The 19,255-nt window shown below is 72.1% G+C and carries 20 protein-coding genes; 8 read left to right on the top strand and 12 right to left on the bottom strand.

The window, feature by feature from the left end; genetic code table 11:
• Positions 1-35: 35 nt before the first annotated feature.
• From IE244_RS02595 to IE244_RS02580, 4 genes are read left to right on the top strand one after another with little or no spacing between them, the layout of a single operon-like run.
• Positions 36-1,106, top strand: a complete 1,071-nt coding sequence (locus IE244_RS02595; protein ID WP_191870954.1) for a M4 family metallopeptidase — start codon at positions 36-38, stop codon at positions 1,104-1,106.
• A gap of 21 nt (positions 1,107-1,127) precedes the next feature.
• Positions 1,128-1,394, top strand: a complete 267-nt coding sequence (locus IE244_RS02590) for a protealysin inhibitor emfourin (protein ID WP_191870953.1) — start codon at positions 1,128-1,130, stop codon at positions 1,392-1,394.
• A gap of 57 nt (positions 1,395-1,451) precedes the next feature.
• Complete coding sequence (locus IE244_RS02585; RefSeq protein WP_191870952.1) at positions 1,452-2,765, top strand: GH1 family beta-glucosidase; 1,314 nt, start codon at positions 1,452-1,454, stop codon at positions 2,763-2,765.
• The gene (locus IE244_RS02580) at positions 2,762-4,018 is read left to right on the top strand and encodes an MFS transporter (RefSeq protein WP_191870951.1); all 1,257 of its coding nucleotides are present in this window, start codon (positions 2,762-2,764) and stop codon (positions 4,016-4,018) included. The genes IE244_RS02585 and IE244_RS02580 overlap by 4 nt, the downstream gene beginning before the upstream one ends.
• A 13-nt stretch (positions 4,019-4,031) precedes the next feature.
• Here the strand turns inward: IE244_RS02580 and IE244_RS02575 are convergent, their stop codons facing one another.
• On the bottom strand, positions 4,032-4,886 hold the full coding sequence (locus IE244_RS02575) for an NAD-dependent epimerase/dehydratase family protein (protein ID WP_191870950.1): 855 nt from the start codon (positions 4,884-4,886) through the stop codon (positions 4,032-4,034).
• A 123-nt stretch (positions 4,887-5,009) separates the two neighbouring features.
• Between IE244_RS02575 and IE244_RS02570 the strand changes: the two genes are divergently transcribed.
• The gene (locus IE244_RS02570) at positions 5,010-5,885 is read left to right on the top strand and encodes a helix-turn-helix transcriptional regulator (RefSeq protein ID WP_191870949.1); all 876 of its coding nucleotides are present in this window, start codon (positions 5,010-5,012) and stop codon (positions 5,883-5,885) included.
• A gap of 18 nt (positions 5,886-5,903) precedes the next feature.
• On the opposite strand, the gene era is transcribed toward IE244_RS02570, so the two are convergent.
• Positions 5,904-6,857 carry a GTPase Era gene (gene era / locus IE244_RS02565; RefSeq protein WP_191870948.1) on the bottom strand — a complete coding sequence of 318 codons (954 nt, stop codon included), beginning with the start codon at positions 6,855-6,857 and terminating at the stop codon, positions 5,904-5,906.
• Positions 6,858-7,008: 151 nt separating this feature from the next.
• On the opposite strand from era, the gene IE244_RS02560 reads away from it, so the two are divergent.
• Together IE244_RS02560 and IE244_RS02555 are read left to right on the top strand one after the other, a co-directional pair.
• Positions 7,009-8,334 carry an ammonium transporter gene (locus IE244_RS02560; RefSeq protein ID WP_191870947.1) on the top strand — a complete coding sequence of 442 codons (1,326 nt, stop codon included), beginning with the start codon at positions 7,009-7,011 and terminating at the stop codon, positions 8,332-8,334.
• Complete coding sequence (locus tag IE244_RS02555; RefSeq protein WP_031158848.1) at positions 8,331-8,669, top strand: P-II family nitrogen regulator; 339 nt, start codon at positions 8,331-8,333, stop codon at positions 8,667-8,669. Before IE244_RS02560 ends, IE244_RS02555 begins: the two co-directional genes overlap by 4 nt.
• Here IE244_RS02555 and IE244_RS02550 read toward each other — a convergent pair.
• The 5 genes from IE244_RS02550 to IE244_RS02530 all read right to left on the bottom strand — a co-directional run bounded on the left by IE244_RS02550 (position 8,563) and on the right by IE244_RS02530 (position 13,013).
• Positions 8,563-9,573: a WxL protein peptidoglycan domain-containing protein gene (locus tag IE244_RS02550; protein WP_191870946.1), complete on the bottom strand. Its 1,011-nt coding sequence runs from the start codon at positions 9,571-9,573 to the stop codon at positions 8,563-8,565. The two genes, IE244_RS02555 and IE244_RS02550, sit on opposite strands and share 107 nt — an antisense overlap.
• A 79-nt stretch (positions 9,574-9,652) precedes the next feature.
• On the bottom strand, positions 9,653-10,981 hold the full coding sequence (locus tag IE244_RS02545) for a beta-xylosidase (protein WP_191870945.1): 1,329 nt from the start codon (positions 10,979-10,981) through the stop codon (positions 9,653-9,655).
• A gap of 142 nt (positions 10,982-11,123) precedes the next feature.
• Positions 11,124-11,600 (bottom strand): hypothetical protein, encoded by a 477-nt coding sequence (locus IE244_RS02540; protein ID WP_191870944.1) that lies wholly within the window; start codon positions 11,598-11,600, stop codon positions 11,124-11,126.
• Between the two features lie 206 nt (positions 11,601-11,806).
• Positions 11,807-12,163 carry a cytidine deaminase-like protein gene (locus IE244_RS02535; RefSeq protein WP_191870943.1) on the bottom strand — a complete coding sequence of 119 codons (357 nt, stop codon included), beginning with the start codon at positions 12,161-12,163 and terminating at the stop codon, positions 11,807-11,809.
• Between the two features lie 28 nt (positions 12,164-12,191).
• Positions 12,192-13,013, bottom strand: coding sequence for a helix-turn-helix transcriptional regulator (locus IE244_RS02530; protein ID WP_229853956.1), 822 nt, complete (start codon positions 13,011-13,013; stop codon positions 12,192-12,194).
• Between the two features lie 148 nt (positions 13,014-13,161).
• Between IE244_RS02530 and IE244_RS02525 the strand changes: the two genes are divergently transcribed.
• The gene (locus tag IE244_RS02525; RefSeq protein ID WP_191870941.1) at positions 13,162-14,592 is read left to right on the top strand and encodes an MFS transporter; all 1,431 of its coding nucleotides are present in this window, start codon (positions 13,162-13,164) and stop codon (positions 14,590-14,592) included.
• 75 nt (positions 14,593-14,667) lie between these two features.
• On the opposite strand, the gene IE244_RS02520 is transcribed toward IE244_RS02525, so the two are convergent.
• The 5 genes from IE244_RS02520 to IE244_RS02500 all read right to left on the bottom strand — a co-directional run bounded on the left by IE244_RS02520 (position 14,668) and on the right by IE244_RS02500 (position 19,221).
• Positions 14,668-15,027, bottom strand: coding sequence for an MmcQ/YjbR family DNA-binding protein (locus IE244_RS02520; protein WP_191870940.1), 360 nt, complete (start codon positions 15,025-15,027; stop codon positions 14,668-14,670).
• On the bottom strand, positions 15,024-16,316 hold the full coding sequence (locus tag IE244_RS02515) for a hemolysin family protein (protein WP_191870939.1): 1,293 nt from the start codon (positions 16,314-16,316) through the stop codon (positions 15,024-15,026). The genes IE244_RS02520 and IE244_RS02515 overlap by 4 nt, the downstream gene beginning before the upstream one ends.
• A gap of 16 nt (positions 16,317-16,332) precedes the next feature.
• A complete protein-coding gene (ybeY, locus tag IE244_RS02510; RefSeq protein WP_031158828.1) occupies positions 16,333-16,830 on the bottom strand; it encodes an rRNA maturation RNase YbeY in 498 nt (165 codons plus the stop codon).
• 12 nt (positions 16,831-16,842) lie between these two features.
• Positions 16,843-17,916 (bottom strand): PhoH family protein, encoded by a 1,074-nt coding sequence (locus IE244_RS02505; RefSeq protein WP_191870938.1) that lies wholly within the window; start codon positions 17,914-17,916, stop codon positions 16,843-16,845.
• Positions 17,917-18,063: 147 nt separating this feature from the next.
• Positions 18,064-19,221 carry a carbohydrate kinase family protein gene (locus IE244_RS02500; protein WP_191870937.1) on the bottom strand — a complete coding sequence of 386 codons (1,158 nt, stop codon included), beginning with the start codon at positions 19,219-19,221 and terminating at the stop codon, positions 18,064-18,066.
• Between the last annotated feature and the right edge of the window lie 34 nt (positions 19,222-19,255).

Genomic DNA, 19,255 nt, shown 5'->3' with positions numbered 1-19,255 from the left:
TGACATCGGTATCACTGAGTGCGATGGTGCGGGGCATGACGACCCACGGGGGCTTCGAGCCCGTCTTCTGCACGATCGTGCCGCCGCACGTCCTCGACCAGCTCGCCCGAGCCGAGGACCCCGCGCTCTCCGGCCCGGCCCGCCGGTCCCTGGAGCACGACGCCTACCAGCGCACCAAGCGCCGCCTGACCACGGTGATCGGCGCGCCCTCCGTCGCCGCGCCCGCGGGGGCCGCGGCCGACCAGCCGCACCGCACGATCTACGACGCCCACCACACCCAGGACCTGCCCGGCGACCAGGTCCGCGCGGAGGGCTCCGACCCGGGCTCCGACGCCACCGTCAACCGCGCCTACGCCGGCCTCGGCGCCACCTTCGAGCTGTACCTGAAGGCGTACGGCCGGCACTCCATCGACGGCGACGGGCTGCCGCTGGACGCCACGGTCCACTTCGGCGAGAACTACGACAACGCCTTCTGGAACGGCGAGCAGATGGTGTTCGGCGACGGCGACGGCGAGGTCTTCCTCGACTTCACCATCCCGGTCGACGTCATCGGCCACGAGCTGACCCACGGCGTCACCCAGCACACCGCCAACCTCACCTACTTCGGTCAGTCCGGCGCGCTCAACGAGTCCCTCTCGGACGTCTTCGGCTCGCTGATCAAGCAGTACACGCTCGGCCAGACCGCCGCCGAGGCCGACTGGCTGGTCGGCGCCGGCCTGCTCGCCCCGAGCGTCCACGGCACGGCGCTGCGCTCCATGAAGGCCCCGGGCACGGCGTACGACGACCCGAACCTGGGCAAGGACCCGCAGCCGGCGACGATGGACCACTACGTCCGCACCGGCAGCGACAACGGCGGCGTGCACATCAACTCCGGCATCCCCAACCACGCCTTCTACCTGGTCGCCACGGCCATCGGCGGGCGCGCCTGGGAGAAGGCGGGGCAGATCTGGTACGACGTGCTCACCGGCGGCGAGCTGGAACAGGAGGCGAGGTTCGCCGACTTCGCCACGCTGACGGTGCAGGCGGCCCGGCAGCGGTACGGCGCCGGCGACGAACTCCAGGCCGTGCAGAAGGCGTGGGAACAGGTCGGGGTGCGGACGCTGTAGTTCCGTACTAGACAGTTCCCCATGCGTATTCAAGTACGGCGCACGGGCGGTTTCGCGGGCATCGAGCGCCGGGCCGAGGTGGACACCTCGGGCCGGCCCGACTCCCGGGAGTGGCAGGCCCTGGCCGAGCGCGTCCTCGCGTCCGGCCAGGGCTCCCCGCCGGCCGGCGTCCCGGACGGTTTCCGGTACGAGATCACCGTGGACGGCCGCACGGTGTACGCGGCCGACCCCCGACTGACCGAGGAGCAGCGGGAGTTGATTTCCCGGGTGCTGAAAGAGGGCGCCTGAGCACCGGACCGTGCGGGGGCGTTGACTTCTGTTACCGGCGGTAAGGATGATCCGCCCATGGCGACTGACGCAGGCGATCCGATACCCCGCTTCCCGGACGGCTTCCTGTGGGGAGTCTCGACCTCGGCCCATCAGATCGAGGGGGCGGCCGAGCAGCGCGAGCCATCGGTGTGGGACGTGTTCACGGCCGAACCGGGCCGGGTGAAGGACGGTTCGACGGCGGCGGTGGCCTGCGACCACTACCACCGCTACCGCGAGGACGTGGCCCTCCTCGCCGGCCTCGGCGTGGACGCGTACCGCTTCTCGGTCTCCTGGCCCCGGGTGAACTCCCCGGGCGGGCTGGACTTCTACGACCGCCTGGTGGACGAGCTGTGCGCGGCGGGCGTACGGCCCGTGCCCACCCTCTTCCACTGGGACCTGCCCGCCGCGCTGGACTGGCTGGAGCGGGACACGGCGGCCCGGTTCGCCGAGTACGTCTCCGTGGTGGCCGAGCGCCTCGGCGACCGCGTGCGCAAGTGGATCACCCTCAACGAGCCCGCCGAGCACACCCTCCTGGGCCACGCCCTCGGCGCCCACGCCCCCGGCCGACAGCTCCTGTTCGACGCGCTCCCGGTCGCCCACCACCAGCTCCTCGCGCACGGTCTCGCGGTACGGGCCCTGCGCGCGGCCGGGGCGACGGACGTCGGCATCGCCAACTCGCACGGCCCCACCTGGTCCGCCTCCGCCGACCCGGCGGACGTCGAGGCGGCCGGTTTCTACGACGTCCTCCTCAACCGCCTGTTCGCCGAGCCGGTCATCCTGGGCGCGTACCCCGAGGGGATGGGCGAGCTGATGCCCGGTGACGTACAGCAGGACCTGGAGGTCATCGCCGAACCCGTCGACTGGTACGGCGTCAACTACTACGCGCCGACCCGCGTGGGCGCCCCACAGGGCACCGCCACCGAGTACGGCGGCCTGCGCATGCCCGCCGAACTGCCCTTCTCCGTCCGGGAGATCGAGGGCCGCCCGGTGACCGACTTCGGCTGGCCGGTCGTCCCGGAGGGCCTCACCGAGCTGCTGTGCGGCTTCCGCGAGCGGTACGGCGACCGGCTCCCGCCGATCGTCATCACCGAGAACGGCTGCTCCTACGACGGCGTCGACGACCAGGACCGCATCGCCTACCTGGACGCCCACCTCCGCGCCCTGCACAGCGCACTGGAGGCCGGCGTGGACGTACGCGGCTACTTCGTGTGGTCCCTGCTGGACAACTTCGAGTGGGCCGAGGGCTACGCCCGCCGCTTCGGCCTGGTGCACGTGGACCACGCGTCGCAGAAGCGCACCCCGAAGGCCTCCTACCACTGGTTCCGGGACCTGCTGCGGACCCGGAGATGACCACGGCCGGCGAGCCGGCCGCCGCCCTGGCCGAACCCGTCGAACCCGTCGGCCGGGGCTGGACGGCGGCCCTCTCGCTGGCCAACGCGGCGATCTGGGTCGGCTGGTTCGGCCCGCTGCAGATCCTGCTCGCCTCCCAGGCCAGGGACTTCGCACCCGGCACCGGGATGCCCAAGGAGACGCTGCTGGCCTGGGTGACCGGCGCCGGCGCGGTGGTCTCCCTGCTCGCCAACCCGCTCTTCGGCGCCCTGTCCGACCGTACGACGGCCCGCCGGGGCCGCCGTACGCCGTGGATCGTGGCCGGGTCGGCGGGCGGCGCGGTGTCCCTGCTGCTGCTCGCGCGGGCGGGCGGGGTGTGGTCCATGGCGGCGGGCTGGTGCCTGGTGCAGCTCACGCTGAACGCGGCGTTCGCGGCGGTGACGGCGGCCGTGCCGGACCGGGTGCCCCGGCTCCAGCGGGGCGCGGTGGGCGGCTGGCTGGGGGCGGCGCAGATCCTCGGCGTGGTCGGCGGCACGGGCCTCGCGACGGTGGCGGGCGGGATCCGCGCCGGGTACGCGGCCTGCGCGGTGTGCACGGCGGTGGGCGTGCTGCCGTACGTCCTGCGCCACGAGGATCTGCGGCTCGCGCGGCAGGACCGGCCGCGATGGTCCTGGCGCGGGTTTCTGGCGGGCTTCTGGCTGAGCCCGCGCCGCCACCCCGACCTCGGCTGGGCCTGGCTGACCCGCTTCCTGATCAACCTCAGCAACTCCCTGGTGCTGCTGTACCTCCTCTACTACCTCCGCGACCGGCTGCACCGCCCCGACCCCGGCCAGGGGGTGCTGGTCCTGACCGCCGTCAACGGCCTCACGCTGGTGGCGACCGTGGTCGCGGGCGGCGTCTGGTCGGACCGGGTCGGCCGGCGCAAGCCGTTCGTCGTCTGGTCCGGCACGCTGATGGCGGTGGCGACGGCGGCGCTGGCCGGCTGGCAGACCTGGCCCGGCGCGATCGTGGCGGCCGCCGTTCTCGGCGTCGGCTTCGGCGTGTTCACCTCCGTCGACTTCGCGCTGATGACGGACGTCCTGCCGAAGGCGCTGGACCGGGGCAAGGACCTCGGCGTGATCAACGTGGCCAACGCCCTGCCCCAGGTCGCGGCCCCCGCCCTGGCCGCGCCGATCGTGACCTACCTCGGCGGGTACCGGGTGCTGTACCTGCTCGCGGCGGCGATCGGGCTGGCCGGGGCGGCACTGGTGGGCCGGATCAGGGGCGTCGACTAGGGGGCCGGGTGGCTCAGAGGGCTCCGGCGTCGCGGGCGGCCCAGACGGTCGGGTGGACGGGCCGGAATCCGAGGTCCCGGCGGATCCGCTCGGTGGACACGATCCCCAGCCACGGGTCCGGGTCGGTCCGCGTGTGCATGCCGGCGGGCAGTTCGACGCCGTTGAGCCGGTGCAGCTCGACCGCCGTGACGGGGGCGTCGTCGGCGATGTTGTAGACCGGGCCGCTCACCGCCGGTGCGTACAGCAGGCGCAGCAGTCCCTGGGCGACATCGGCGTGGTGGCCCATGTGCAGCCGCTGGGTGGACGCCCAGTGCGTGGCCCAGCGCAGGGACTGGGCGAGGTGTGGATCGCCGTCGCCGTAGACGAAGGGCAGCCGGCCCACACGCACCTCCATGCCCTGGAGCCCGAGCAGCTCGCGTTCGGCCGCCGCCTTGGACTCGGGGTAGGCGCCCCACATCGCGCCGCCGGGCCGGGTCTCGTCGTCCTCGGTCAGCGGACGGCCCCGTCCGACGCCGTACACGAGACACGTGCTGACCTGCACGAAGCGCCGCACGCCGGAGGCCAGCGCGGCCCGGCCCAGGGCCACGGCGGCGTCCCGGTTGACGGCCCACGCCTCCTCGTCCGGTACCCCGCGGAAGGACGCGGCGACGTTCACGACCGCGTCCGCCCCGGCCACCGCCTTGCCGAGCGTGTCCTCGTCCCGCAGATCGCCGACGGCGACCTGGGCGCCCAGCTCCGCGAAGGCCTCGCCGCGTGCCGCGTCCCGCACCAGGACCCGTACCTGCTCCCCCGGCCGCCGCTGCGCCAGCAGCCTCGGCACGAAGCGCCGGCCGACCTGTCCCGTGGTGCCCGTCACCAGTGTCAGCATGTTCTGCTCCTCTCGACCCGGTGCCACCACTGTCGGGCGGTTCCGCGCCGGCCGGGAGAGACCTCCCGATCAGGGGACCGGCACTCCCTGGATAAGCCGCGCGCGCTGCCCCACCCTGAAGGGGTGAACCGAGCCGAACTCGCCGACTTCCTGCGCCGTTCCCGTGCCCGCCTGGACCCGTCCGACGTGGGCCTCACGCCCGGCGCCCGCCGCCGTACCCCCGGCCTGCGGCGGGAGGAGGTGGCCTCGCTGGCCGGTATGTCGGTCGACTACTACACCCGGCTGGAACAGTGCCGGGGCCCGCGCCCGTCCCGCCAGATGCTCACCGCCCTGGCCCGGGCGCTGCGGCTGACCGACGACGAACGCGACCACCTCTTCCATCTGACCGGCGAGGAACCGCCCCGCCGGGAGGCGGTCTTCGGGCATGTGCGGCCCGGGCTGCTGCTGGTCCTGGACCGGCTGCACGACGCGCCGGCGATGGTGGTGACGGACTGCGGCGAGGTGCTGGCGCAGAACGCCATGTCGCGGGCGCTGTCAGGGGACGCGCTGGCCCGGCCGCCCCGGGAGCGCAATCTGGTCCGCCGCTTCTTCCTGGACCCGGCGGCGCGCGAGCTTTTCCCGCCCGAGGACGTGCCGCACCACGCGCGCCGGCACGTGGCGAACCTGCGCGCCGTCGCCGCCGCCCGGCCCGACGACCCGCGGCCGGCCGCTCTGGTGGCCGAACTGCGCGCCGCGAGCGAGGAGTTCGCGCGCCTGTGGGACGCACACGAGGTGGCGGTCCGGCGCGGCTCCACGAAGCGTTTCCGGCATCCGGTGGTGGGCCCGCTGGAACTGGACTGCGAGGTCCTCCTGACCGACGACCACCACTGCCTCGTCCTCCACACGGCCCGCCCGGGCACGGAGTCCCACGAACGGCTCCAGCTGCTGAGGGTGGTGGGGGTGCAGGACATGGCCCCGGCCCGCGCCCACCTGGAGGAACCCCGGGGCACCGCCCCGTGAAGGAGAGGAAGCGCGGGGCTAGAAGCCCAGCTTCCGCAGCTGCTTCGGGTCGCGCTGCCAGTCCTTGGCCACCTTCACATGCAGGTCCAGGAACACCGGCGTACCGAGCAGCGCCTCGATCTGCTTGCGGGACTTGATGCCGACCTCCTTCAGCCGCTTGCCCTTGGGGCCGATGATGATGCCCTTCTGGCTGGGCCGCTCGATGTAGACGTTGGCGTGGATGTCCAGCAGCGGACGGTCCGCGGGGCGGTCCTCGCGCGGGAGCATCTCCTCCACGACCACGGCGATGGAGTGCGGCAGCTCGTCGCGGACGCCCTCCAGCGCGGCCTCACGGATGAGTTCCGCGATCATGACCTGCTCGGGCTCGTCCGTCAGGTCGCCCTCGGGGTAGAGCGCGGGGCCCTCGGGGAGCAGGGGGATCAGGAGCTCGGCCAGCAGGTCGACCTGCTGGGAGCCGACCGCCGAGACCGGCACGATCTCCGCCCACTCGATGCCCAGGTCCCTGCCCAGCTGGTCGATGGCGATCAGCTGCTCGGCCAGGGTCTTCGAGTCGACCAGGTCGGTCTTGGTGACGATGGCGACCTTCGGGGTCTTCTTGATCCCGGCCAGCTCCTTGGCGATGAAGCGGTCCCCGGGACCGATCTTCTCGTTCGCCGGCAGGCAGAAGCCGATCACGTCGACCTCGGCCCACGTCGTGCGCACGACGTCGTTGAGCCGCTCACCGAGCAGGGTGCGCGGTTTGTGGAGCCCCGGGGTGTCCACCAGGATCAGCTGGGCGTCGGGCCGGTGCACGATGCCGCGTACCGTGTGCCGCGTCGTCTGCGGCTGGTTCGCGGTGATCGCCACCTTCTGCCCGACCAGAGCGTTCGTGAGGGTGGACTTGCCCGCGTTGGGGCGGCCCACGAAGCAGGCGAAGCCGGCGCGGTGGACGGTCTCGGCCGGCTGCTCGGATGACTGGGTGCGAACGCTCATGCCGTTCATTCTCCCTGATCCACGAGGCCCCGCCGTACCGTGAGGTTTCGGTAACCCTCACGCAACGAAACGTCACGGAAACACACCTGTGCACGACCGGAAACGCGCACCGGTGACCCTCTGACGAGCCCCCACACCGTTGGAGACGCCCGTGACCCTCGCCGCCGCGCACGTGAACACCGGCGACACCGCCTGGCTGCTCGCCGCGACCGCCCTCGTCCTGCTGATGACCCCGGGCCTGGCCCTGTTCTACGGCGGCATGGTCCGCACGAAGAGCGTCCTCAACATGCTGATGATGAGCTTCGTGTCCATCGCTCTGGTGACGGTGGTGTGGCTGGCGGCCGGCTACTCCCTCGCCTTCGGCGACGACGCCGGCGGCGGGCTGATCGGAAACCTCCACCACGCCGGCATGGCGCACCTCACCCCCGGCAGCGTGCACGGCACCGTGCCCACCCTGCTCTTCGCCACCTTCCAGCTCACCTTCGCGATCATCACGGCCGCCCTGATCAGCGGGGCGGTCGCCGACCGCACGAAATTCTCGGCGTGGCTGGTCCTCGTCCCCCTGTGGACGCTCCTCGTATACGTTCCGGTCGCCCACTGGGTGTGGGGCCCCGGCGGCTGGATCCTCGATGGGCTCGGCGCGCTCGACTTCGCGGGCGGTCTGCCCGTCGAGATCACCTCCGGCGCCTCCGGACTCGCACTGTGCCTGGTCCTCGGCCCGCGCCTGGGCTTCAAGAAGGACGCCATGCGCCCGCACAACCTGCCCATGGTGATCCTCGGCGCCGGCCTGCTCTGGTTCGGCTGGTTCGGCTTCAACGCGGGATCCGCGCTCGGCGCGAACGGCCTGGCCGCGGCCGCGTTCCTCAACACCCTCGCCGCCGGCTGCACCGGCCTGCTCGGCTGGCTCTTCGTCGAGCAGCGAAGGGACGGGCACCCCACCACGCTCGGTGCCGCCTCCGGCGCGGTGGCCGGTCTCGTCGCGATCACCCCCTCGTGCGGCACGGTCTCGCTGCTCGGCGCGCTGGTCGTCGGCCTCGCCGCGGGCGTGGTCTGCTCCTACGCCGTGAGCTGGAAGTTCAAGCTCGGCTTCGACGACTCCCTGGACGTCGTCGGCGTCCACCTGGTCGGCGGCGTCATCGGCACCCTGCTGATCGGCCTGTTCGCCGAGAAGGCGATGACCGGCTCCGCGCAGGGCCTCTTCTACGGCGGCGGACTCGCCCCGCTCGGCCGGCAGACGCTCGCCGTGGTCGTCGTGGCCGGATACGCCTTCGCGGTGACGTACGGCCTCGGCAAGCTGCTCGACCGGGTGCTGGGCCTGCGCGCGAGCGAGGAGCAGGAGCACACCGGCCTGGACCTTACGGTGCACGCCGAGACGGCATACGATCACGGCGTCCTGGGCCACGGCGCCCCGGTCTCCTCGTCCGTCCTCGCCTCCACCCACAAGGCCCCCTCCCAGAAGGTCGACTCCCAGGCATGAAGCTCATCACCGCGATCGTCAAGCCGTACCGGCTGGACGGGGTCAAGACCGCCCTGCAGGAACTGGGCGTGCACGGTCTGACCGTGACCGAGGCGAGCGGCTACGGCCGGCAGCGCGGCCACACCGAGGTGTACCGGGGAGCGGAGTACCGGGTCGACCTGGTGCCGAAGGTGCGCATCGAGGTCGTGGTGGACGACGCGGACGCCGATGCCGTGATCGACGCGATCGTCAGGGCCGCGCAGACGGGGAAGATCGGGGACGGGAAGGTGTGGTCCGTGCCCGTGGAGACGGTCGTCCGCGTACGGACCGGCGAACGCGGCCCCGACGCGCTCTGACCAGCAGCACCCCGACGGCCACGCCCGCGGCGAACACCAGCGCCACGGCGAGCCACGGCAGCGCGAGGAAGGAGGCGCTCGCCGACTGGCGGGTGCCGGGCGCGCTCGCGGTCAGCGTCACGTCGCCCCGGTCGAGTTGGGGCGCCCCGTGCCAGGTCTCGGTGAGCCGGACCCGCTGACCCGGCAACAGCTCGGAGGGCACCCGGGTCAGCTCGCGGTCGAGCAGCGTACGGCCGAACAGCCCGCGCGCCTTCAGCTCCACCTTCGGGTCGAGGGTGACGTTCCCGGTGTTGCGCAGGGTGTAGGAGATGGTCGCCGTGCTGGCGCCGAGGCCGGGGACGAGCGGCTGGTGATGGCTGAGGTGCACCTGTCCGACGGAGAGCGCGGGCAGGGTGGGCCCGCCGACCCGGAGGTAGACCCGGGCGCCGACGGCCCGCTGCACCCCGAGGGCGAGCCTGCCGCTGCCGGGGTCGACGCGCTCGTCGAGGGCGACGACGGCACCGGGGTGATCGCCGGGGGCGGCTCCGTCGGGGACCCGCAGCGTGAACGGCACGGTGACGGTCCGGTGACCGGGCACGGTGATCCGGGACTTCGCGGGCTTCGCCCAGGCGCCCACCCCGAGCATGTGTTCCCCGGCGGTCCGCACGGCGAACCCGCCGTCCCGGGCGGTGTTGTAGGCGTCGGCCGCGTAGAGCCGGAAGGTCAGCGGCCTGCCGGTCTTGTTCTGGACGGCGACCTTGTCGGTGAGGGTCTGGCCGGGGTCGGCGGAGAGGTAGAAGTAGGGCCGCGCGGCGACTTTCGAGGCGACCGGGTACACGGACCAGCTGCCGTTGTCGGCGGCGTGGGCCGGTGCGGCCTGCCAGCCCAGCAGCAGGCCCAGGAGGAGGACGTACGGCTTGCGCATGGGTGCGGACCCCCACGGACGGGCGCGGACGGGCGCGGACGGGAGACAGGGGAACGGGCGGGTGCGGACGCCCGCGCGCTCAGGTGAGCGTCAGCGTGAGCACGCCGGAGTACCCGCCCGGAGGCGTGAACGCCGGTACGTCCAGGGACAGTCCGGCGTCGACGGTGAACTCACCGCCGGTGAGCGTGCCGTCGGAGGTCGACGCGAGGGTCGCTCCCGATCCGCCCACCGTGCCCACCGACCCCGCCTTGCAGGTGCTGGGGCTGCCCGGCTTGGTCGCGCAGGCCGGGGTCCAGCTCAGCTTCCCGGCGTCGATCTTGCCGCCGGGACCGGTGAAGTCGGTGACCTTGCCGGTCAGGGACCAGCCCGCGGGCCCGCCCCGGAAGTCCTGCACGGTCACGGTCTGGAGCTTGCCCGTGGAGGCCCCGCCCTTGCCGAAGTCGACCGCCGACAGTGCGACGGAGTCCCCGGCCTGGCTCATGGACAGCGTGCCCGCCTTGACGGTGGTGGTCAGCTTCTGGCTGCCGGGCGGGACGGGCGTGTCGTCGTTGACGACGTAGGCCGCGGGGCCCGCGCCCTTGTCCGCGCTCCAGGAGCCGCCCTCGTAGGCCACGATCCCGGTCGTCGTCTTGTCCTTGACGACGAGGGAACCGCTGAAGGAGCCCTGGGCGTTCGCGGTCACGGTCGCGGTGTCGGCGGTCTGGGTGCCACCGGACCGCCCGGCCAGTGTGACGGTGGCGCCCGGGGTGAAGTTGCTGCCGGTGACGGTGACGGCGGCGCCCGGGTCACCGGAGGCGGAACCCAGCGAGATGGCACGGGTGTTGGCCGGGGTCCCGTCGGTCGCCGTCACGGTCTGGGACACCGGGGCGGGCGGGTTGGTGACCGTGCAGGGGGTGTCCAGCTCCAGGATGTAGCTGGTGTGGATGTTGTAGTCGCCGGGCGAGAGCGTGATCTGGCCGGCCTTGGTGACGGTGAACGTGCCGGTCATGGAGAAGGACGGGAAGGCGGCCTTCCCCGGCACCGGCGGGTTTTTCTTCGGCCCGGCCACGGTGACGTCACCGGTCTGGGCACCGCCCAGGGTGACCTTGCCGGTCGGGGTCATGATGTCGGCCGGCAGGGCCAGGTCGGTGGGATTGCTCGCGGCGGCCGTGACCACCGTGTAGGTCACGGTGACCGTGTCGCCGACCTTCGGGCTGGTGTTGTCCGCCGAGACGCTGGCGGTCGTGGTGCCGTCGATCGGCGGGATGCCCGCGACGGCGGGCGGGATGCAGTGCGTGGCGAAGTCCACGTTGGTGCCGGCGGCGCCGGCCGGACAGGCCAGCGCGCCGCCCGCGGTGACCGCGAGCGCGGTCGCCCCGAACAGTGACGCCCAGCGCCACCGTCGGGATCTTCGGGGTGTGAAGCCCATGGGCCCCCTCCTGAGGGTTGTGGGCGCAGCGGCTCATCTGCGCCGACAGGGGGCATTGATGTGGAGCGGGGGTGAGAAGTCAATGGAGATGCCGCAGAAACCTGACGGATCATCAGTTTCTGCGGCATCCGGAACAGATCGCTCAGTCGAACACGAACGGGCCGGGAGCCTGCGGACCGTTCGCGGTGCAGGTCACGGTGATCCCGAAGATCACCATCTTCAGCGAGCCGCCGTAGGCGTCCAGGCGGTCACCGGAGGCGACGGTGCCGGGCAGCGGGCCGACGCTGACCGGGGCGCCGGTGTTCATGGCTGGGTTCTTCTTGCCGCTGAAGACGACGGAACCACCGCCGGCCTTGGCCAGGGTGAGGGTGGAGGTGATGGAGTCCTGGGCCACCGCGACCGGCGCGGTGACGGCGGAGGAGGTGAGGGTGATGGTGGCCGAGGTGCCGCTCTGGGTGGCGGTGAGCGTGGCCGTACCGCCACCGAAGATGCCGCAGCTCGCGGTGATGGTCGCCGACTGTGGGGTGACGGCGGCCGCGGTGGGCGCGAGGGCGAGTCCGGTGACCGCGAGGGCCCCGGCGACCAGCGCCGCACCCGTTGCCGTGCGCGTGCCTCTCATGGGGATCCGCTTCCCTTCCCTGTGGGGAGTGAGATGTGGGGGGCTCCGACGGGCGAGAGGCCTGGGCAGGCGGGTGCGGACACACTGCGTTCGGCGGTGCGGATCTGACGGTCCGTCGGAACGTACGGCTTCATTGACGCGCAGGGGCGAGAGGCCAACAAGGTTGAATTCCAGCCGACCTTTCGTTCGGCCGCTGCCGGCTCCGCTCAGCGACCGGCGAAGACGGTGACCCGCACCACCCCGTCGACCCCGGCCAGCAGCACCGGCGTCCCCGCACTCCCCAGGTCGGCCACCGCGGCCAGGTCCTCGGCCGGCACCGACTCCGCCTCGCTCACCACCGCCGCCGCCTCCAGCGACGTGGCCCCCGAAGCCACCGCCATGGCCACCGCCGTGCGCAGCGCGCTCAGCTTCAGCGAGGGCAGCGAAACCGACCCGGCCACATACGTACGCCCGGTCTCGTCCCGTACGGCCGCCCCCTCCGGCACACCGTTACGGGCCCGCGCGGAACGGGCCAGGGTGACGATCTTGCGGTCCTCGGGATCCAGTGCGTTGCTCTCGGTCATGCCCAGAGCATACGAAGCCCGGGCCCGTTCACCCCGCCACGGGGTACATCGTGCCCCGCCTGCCCTCCGGAGAGGCCAGCCACTCCAGCTTCTCGGCGGTGTTCGCCTCCTCCAGCGGGGTGTGCAGCACGATGTACAGATCGGGCCGGGCCGGGACCTTCAGCACGGTGGACTCCACCACCAGCAGCCCGGCCACCGGATGGTTCAGCTCCTTGCGGACCTGCCCCTGGTCCTCGATGTCCTGCTCGGCCCACAGCGCCGCGAACTCCGCGCTCACGGCCGTCACCTCGGCGAGCACCTCCCGGAACCCCTCGTCGTCGGGGCTGGCGGCGCAGGCGGCCCGGAACTGCGCCACGACCGTGCGTGCGTTCCGCTCCCAGCTCCTGCTCCGCGACCGGTACATCGGGTCGGTGAAGAAGTCCACGAGGCAGTTCTGCCGGACGTCCGCCCGCATGCCGAGCACCACCGCGGCGGCCTCGTTGTGCATCACGTAGTTGTAGTACCGGTCCATGATGTGCGCCGGATACGGCATCCACGTGTCGATCAGCCGCCGCAGCCCGTCGCACATGTCCCGCTTCTCGGGAGCCACTTCGGGCGCGGGCGGGTTCAGCCCGGCCAGCACGTACAGGTGGCGCCGCTCGGCGTTGCTCAGCCGCAGCACCCGGGCGACGGCATCGAGGACCTGCGGGGAGACGGAGATCTCCCGCCCCTGCTCCAGCCACTGGTACCAGGAGGCGCCCACACCGGCGAGCACCGCGACCTCCTCCCGGCGCAGGCCAGGCGTACGGCGCCGGCCCCCGCCGACCGGCAGCCCGGCCTCCTCGGGGCTGACCCGGGCCCGCCTGCTCATCAGGAACTCGCGCAGCTCGTTGCGCCGTTCACTCTTCGTCGCCCCCGCAGCAGGCACGTACCGCTCCTCCCCCGTCGTGTCTGGTGGTGCCACCACCACCATAAGTGGCGACTCCCCACCGGTATTCCGCACGCCCGAAGCTCGTGCCATGGCGATCGACACCACCACCCAGCCCAGCACCCCCACGGGCACACCGCTCGACACCCCCCGGCCACCCCGGTTGTCGACGCGTGACAAGCTCGTCCTGTTCGTCCTGTGCGCGGCCCAGTTCATGGTCGCGCTGGACTTCTCCGTCCTGAACGTGGCCCTGCCCGTCCTGGGCACCGACCTCGGTATGAGCCGCTCGGCCCTGCAGTGGGCGGTCACCGCGTTCGCGCTGCCCTCCGGCGGCTTCCTGCTCCTCTTCGGCCGCATCGGCGACCTGTACGGCCGCCGGAAGCTGTTCCTGACCGGCCTGGCCCTGTTCGGCGCGGCCTCGCTGCTGGCGACCCTGGCCTGGAACCCGGCCGCGTTCCTGGCCGGGCGTGCGCTGCAGGGCCTCGGCGCGGCGGCGATCGTCCCGACGGGCATGTCCCTGCTGACCACCACCTTCCCGGAGGGCCCGGCCCGTGACCGCGCCCTCGGCATCTCCGGCACGCTGATGTCCCTGGGCTTCACCGTCGGCATGATCGCGGGCGGTGTGCTGACGGACGCGCTCGGCTGGCGTTCCACGATGGCCCTGCTGACGGTGTTCGCGCTGATCGTGCTGCCGCTGGCCCCGGGCCTGCTGCCGGAGTCGCGCACGCCGGACCGCCCGCGCCTGGACGTGCCCGGCGCGGTCACCGTCACCACCGGTCTGCTGTCGCTGATCTACGCCCTGTCCACGGCCGCCGACCACGGCTTCGGCCGCGCGGACGTCATCGCGGCGCTGATCGCCGGCGTGCTCCTGCTGACCGCGTTCACCGCCGTGGAGTCCCGTACGGCCGCCCCGCTCGTCTCACTGCCCATGCTGCGCCGCCGCACGGTGGCCTGGGGCAACATCGGCGGGCTGGTCACCTTCTCGATGATGTCGACGGTGATCTTCGTCCTGACCCTGTACCTCCAGGACGTCCTGCACCTGTCGGCCTTCGAGACGGGCCTGGTCTTCGGCGTCCAGGGCGTCCTGTCCGCCGTCGCCGGCTCGCTCGCCCCGAAGGTGATCGGCCGCTTCGGCGCCCGCCGCACCCTGGTCGGCTCGCTGGCCGGGCAGGGCGCGCTGATCGCGGCGCTGGTCCTGCTGAACTCCCATGTCTGGTCGGTCTGGCTCGCCACGGCGGCGGTGTCCCTGGCCAGCATGTTCCACCTGGGCGCGATCGTCTCGTACGGGCTGACCGCCACCTCCGGTGTCCCGGACGAGGAGCAGGGCCTGGCCACCGGTCTGGTGACCTCCACCCAGCAGGTCGGCCTCACGGTCGGCATCCCCCTGCTGGGCGTGCTCGCCACCACCTCCGGCGACCTGCTGACCGGGGTCCGCACGACCCTCGCGCTGGACGCGGGGATCGTCCTCGCCGCCGCGGTCCTGGTCGGACTGGGCCTGCGCCGGCGTCGGTCCGGGGTCTGAACACCCCCGCCGCGCGCGGCCGTGTGCACCACGCGGCCGCGCGCACCGTCGAGCGGCGGAAGGCAGGCGAGGGAACTACGGCCGGTCCAGCTTCAGCCGCTCCGCCCTCGGCAGCCCTGCCACGACCAGGTCGTAGGAGTCCTCGACCAGCTCTCTCACCAGTCGCTCCGGCAGCCCGCCGTCCACCGTCACGGTGTTCCAGTGCCGTTTGTTCATGTGCCAGCCGGGGACGATCAGGCCCTCGTGGTCGGCGCGCAGCCGCACCGCGTCCTCCGGGTCGCACTTGAGATTGACCGTCAGGGGCCGCGCACCCAGGTTCGTCAGAGCGAACATCTTGCCCAGCACCTTGAAGACCGACGTCTCCGGATTGAACGGAAAGTCCTCCACCACCGCGTTGAAGCCCAGACAGAACGCACGCAGCTCGCCGGGGGTCACTCGGGGTTCTCCTCGCCCTTCCCGGCCGGTTCGACCAGCACCGTCACGATCTTGTTCCGGCGGCCTGCCGCGGCCTCCGCGGTCAGCTTCAGCCGGCGCCCGTCGGGCAGTTCGACCTCGGCGGACGCGCCCGCGATGGGGACGCGGCCAAGAGCCTTGGCGAGCAGTCCGCCGACGGTCTCCACGTCCTCGTCGTCGTACTCCTCCAGGCCGTACAGCTCGCCGAGGTCGGTGATGTCCAGGCGGGCGGTGACCCGGAAGCGGTCGCCGCCGAGGTCCTCGACGGGCGGGAGTTCCCGGTCGTACTCGTCGGTGATCTCACCGACGATCTCCTCCAGGATGTCCTCGATGGTGACGATGCCGGCGGTGCCGCCGTACTCGTCGATGACGACGGCGACGTGGTTGCGTTCCTTCTGCATCTCGCGCAGCAGGTCACCGGCGTTCTTGGTGTCGGGCACGAAGACGGCGGGCCGCATGGCGGTCGAGACCAGGTCGCTCTCGGCGTCCCGGCTGATGTGCGTCTTGCGGACCAGGTCCTTCAGATACACGATCCCGACGATGTCGTCCTCGCTCTCACCGGTGACCGGGATCCGGGAGAACCCGGAGCGCAGGGCGAGGGTGAGGGCCTGCCGGATGGTCTTGAACCGCTCGATGGTGACCAGGTCGGTGCGCGGGACCATGACCTCGCGCACCAGGGTGTCGCCCAGCTCGAAGACCGAGTGCACCATGCGGCGCTCCTCGTCCTCGATCAGCGACTCCTGCTCGGCGAGGTCGACCAGCGCGCGCAGCTCCGCCTCGGAGGCGAAGGGGCCGCGCCGGAAGCCCTTGCCCGGCGTCAGGGCGTTGCCGATGAGGATCAGCAGGGACGGGATCGGGCCCATGATCCGGGCGAGCGGCAGCAGCACGTACGCCGCCGCGGTCGCGGTGTTCAGCGGATGCTGACGGCCGATGGTGCGCGGGGACACCCCCACGGCGACGTACGACACCAGGACCATGACCCCGATGGCGACCAGCAGGGCCTGCCAGGTGGCGGCGAACTCCTGCAGGCAGGCGTACGTCACCAGGGCCGCGGCCGCCATCTCGCAGGCGACGCGGACCAGCAGGGCCACGTTGAGATAGCGGGTGGGGTCGGCGGCGATCTGGGCGAGCCTGGCGCTGCCGCGCCGCCCGGACTTGACGGCTTCCTCGGCGCGGAAGCTGGAGACCCGGGCGAGGCCCGCCTCCGCGCAGGCGGCGAGCCAGGCGACGACGACCAGAGCGATCGCCCCGACGACGATCTGCGGACTCATAGGAGGACCGGCCCGCTTACGAGACGGTCGGCGCCGGGGACGGCCCGGTCAGCCCGTGCTCGGCCCGCCACCCGTCCACGATGGCCGCCTGGAGCCCGAACATCTCGGCCTTCTCGTCGGGCTCCTCGTGGTCGTACCCGAGCAGGTGCAGCACGCCATGGACGGTGAGCAGCTGAAGCTCCTCGTCCATGGAGTGCTGCGTCGGGGCGTCCGCCCCCTGCTTGGCGGCGACCTCCGGGCACAGCACGATGTCGCCGAGAAGCCCCTGCGGCGGCTCGTCGTCGTCCTTCGACGGCGGCCTGAGCTCGTCCATCGGGAACGACATGACATCCGTCGGGCCGGGCAGGTCCATCCACTGGATGTGCAGCTGCTCCATGGCGTCGGCGTCCACGACGATCACCGAGAGCTCGGAGAGCGGGTGGATGCGCATCCGTGCGAGTGCGTAGCGGGCGATGTCGAGGATCGCCTGCTCGTCGACCTCGGTGCCGGACTCGTTGTTGACGTCGATCGACATGGGCGTGCTGGTCTACTTCCCCTTGTGCCCGGCCTTGCCCCGGCCCTGCGTCTTGTGCGCGCCGTTCTGGGTGCCGTGCTTGCTGTCGTACTTCTCGTACGCGTCGACGATACGGCCCACCAGCTTGTGCCGTACGACATCGTGGGACGAGAGCCGGGAGAAGTGGACGTCCTCGACGCCTTCGAGGATCTCCTGCACCTGCCGCAGACCGCTCTTCGTGCCGTTCGGCAGGTCGACCTGCGTCACGTCACCGGTGATCACGATCTTCGAGTCGAAGCCGAGGCGGGTGAGGAACATCTTCATCTGTTCGGGGCTGGTGTTCTGGGCCTCGTCCAGGATGATGAAGGCGTCGTTGAGCGTGCGGCCGCGCATGTACGCGAGCGGCGCGACCTCGATGGTCCCGGCGGCCATGAGCCGCGGGATGGAGTCCGGGTCGAGCATGTCGTGCAGCGCGTCGTACAGCGGGCGCAGGTAGGGGTCGATCTTCTCGTAGAGCGTGCCGGGCAGGAACCCGAGCCGCTCCCCCGCCTCCACCGCCGGCCGGGTCAGGATGATCCGGTTGACCTGCTTGGACTGCAGGGCCTGTACGGCCTTGGCCATGGCCAGGTAGGTCTTGCCGGTACCGGCGGGGCCGATGCCGAAGACGATGGTGTGCTTGTCGATCGCGTCGACGTACCGCTTCTGGTTGAGGGTCTTCGGGCGGATGGTCCGGCCCCGCGAGGACAGGATGTTCTGCGTCAGTACCTGCGCCGGGGTCTCGGGCCCGTCGCTCGTCCCGTTCTCGCTCGCCTTGAGCATGGCGATCGAGCGTTCCACTGCGTCCTCCGTCATCGGCTGTCCGGTGCGGAGCACCAGCATCATCTCGTCGAACACGCGCGAAATGAGGGCGACGTCGGTGGGGTCACCGACCGCGCTGATCTCATTGCCCCGGACATGGATGTCGGCCGCCGGGAAGGCCCTCTCGATCACACGCAGGAGGGAGTCGCCGGAACCCAGCACGGTCACCATGGGGTGCTGGGCGGGGACGGTGAGCTGCGCTCTCGCCTGCTCCTGCGCAGGGGTGTGAGCTGTGGGTGTCTGTGTCATGGGCCGGCGCTGAAGGCCTGCGCTTCCTCCTTCTCACGGCCGCGTAGCTGAGGGCGGCCTCGCGATTCCAGGGTACGACGGTGCAATGACAAGCCCGTAGGACTTTTCCACGGCGGCCGCTCGGCCCGGACCGCCCCGCGCGGCCGCTCAGCCGGACCGGCGGAACCCGATGGTCGGCACGGCCCGCCGCAACGGCCACGGCCGGTCCAGCTCCTCCGGCACCAGGGTCTCGAGAAACGCGTACCGTTCCAGCGCCGCCGGATCCTGCCCCGGCACCGACTGGACCCGCCGCCACCACGCCCCGATCTCCGACCATCCCGGCGCGGACAAGGACCCCCCGAACTCCTGCACGGACAGAGCGGCGGTCAGCCCGGCGAAGGCCAGCCGGTCCGCCAGCGGCCACCCCGCCAGCGACCCCGTCACGAACCCGGCGACGAAGACGTCCCCCGCCCCCGTGGGGTCCAGCGCCTGCACGGCGATCGCCGGCACCTCCGCCGCCTCCCCCGTCCGCCGGTCCACCGCGTACGCCCCCTCCGGCCCCAGCGTCACCACGGCCACCGGTACGTACTCGGTCAGGGCATGCGCGGCGAGACGCGGACAGTCGGCCCCCGTGTACCGCTTCGCCTCCTCCGCGTTCGGCAGGAACGCCTCGCAGTGCTCCAGATCGGCGAGCCCGGCGAGATCCCAGGCCCCGGTCTCGTCCCAGCCGACGTCGGCGAAGATCCGGGCGCCCGCCCGTGCGGCCTGCGCGATCCAGGGCGCGCGCGTACCCGGCGTCAGCGAGGCCACGGCCGCACGGGCGCGGGGCACCCGGTCCGGGGCGCCGTCCTGGACGAACACGGCCTGCGGCGGCGGCTCGTGCCCGTGGGAGACCATCGTCCGCTCGCCCTCGTACGCCATGGACACCGTCACCGGCGAGTGCCAGCCGGGTACGGTCCGTGACGCGGACAGATCGATGCCCTCGCCCTGTTCCAGGGCGTCCCAGCAGTACTCGCCGTAGTGGTCGTCCCCGAAGGCCGCCGCGAGGGAGGTCCGCAGTCCGAGCCGGGCCAGGGCCGTGGCCATGTTGGCGACCCCGCCGGGGCTGGAACCCATGCCCCGGGCCCAGGACTCGGTGCCGCGCACGGGTGCCGAGTCCAGGCCGGTGAAGATGATGTCGAGGAAGACCGTGCCCGTCAGATAGACGTCCCACGGCGGGTCACCGGGTACGCGCAGCGCGGCGAGCGGGTCGATCTGGGACTGACAGCGCGCTGCCTGGGTGAGGTGTTCCGGTTCCTCTCCGGTGAGGGTGTGCGACGGGGTCACGGGCGCTCCCTGGCGTGGTGCGGATCTGGCCAGT

It is taken from the genome of Streptomyces filipinensis, from assembly GCF_014649495.1.
GTDB lineage: Bacteria > Actinomycetota > Actinomycetes > Streptomycetales > Streptomycetaceae > Streptomyces > Streptomyces filipinensis.
The sequence above is the reverse complement of the archived record's forward strand: the minus strand, read 5'-3'. Positions and strand labels throughout refer to the sequence as shown.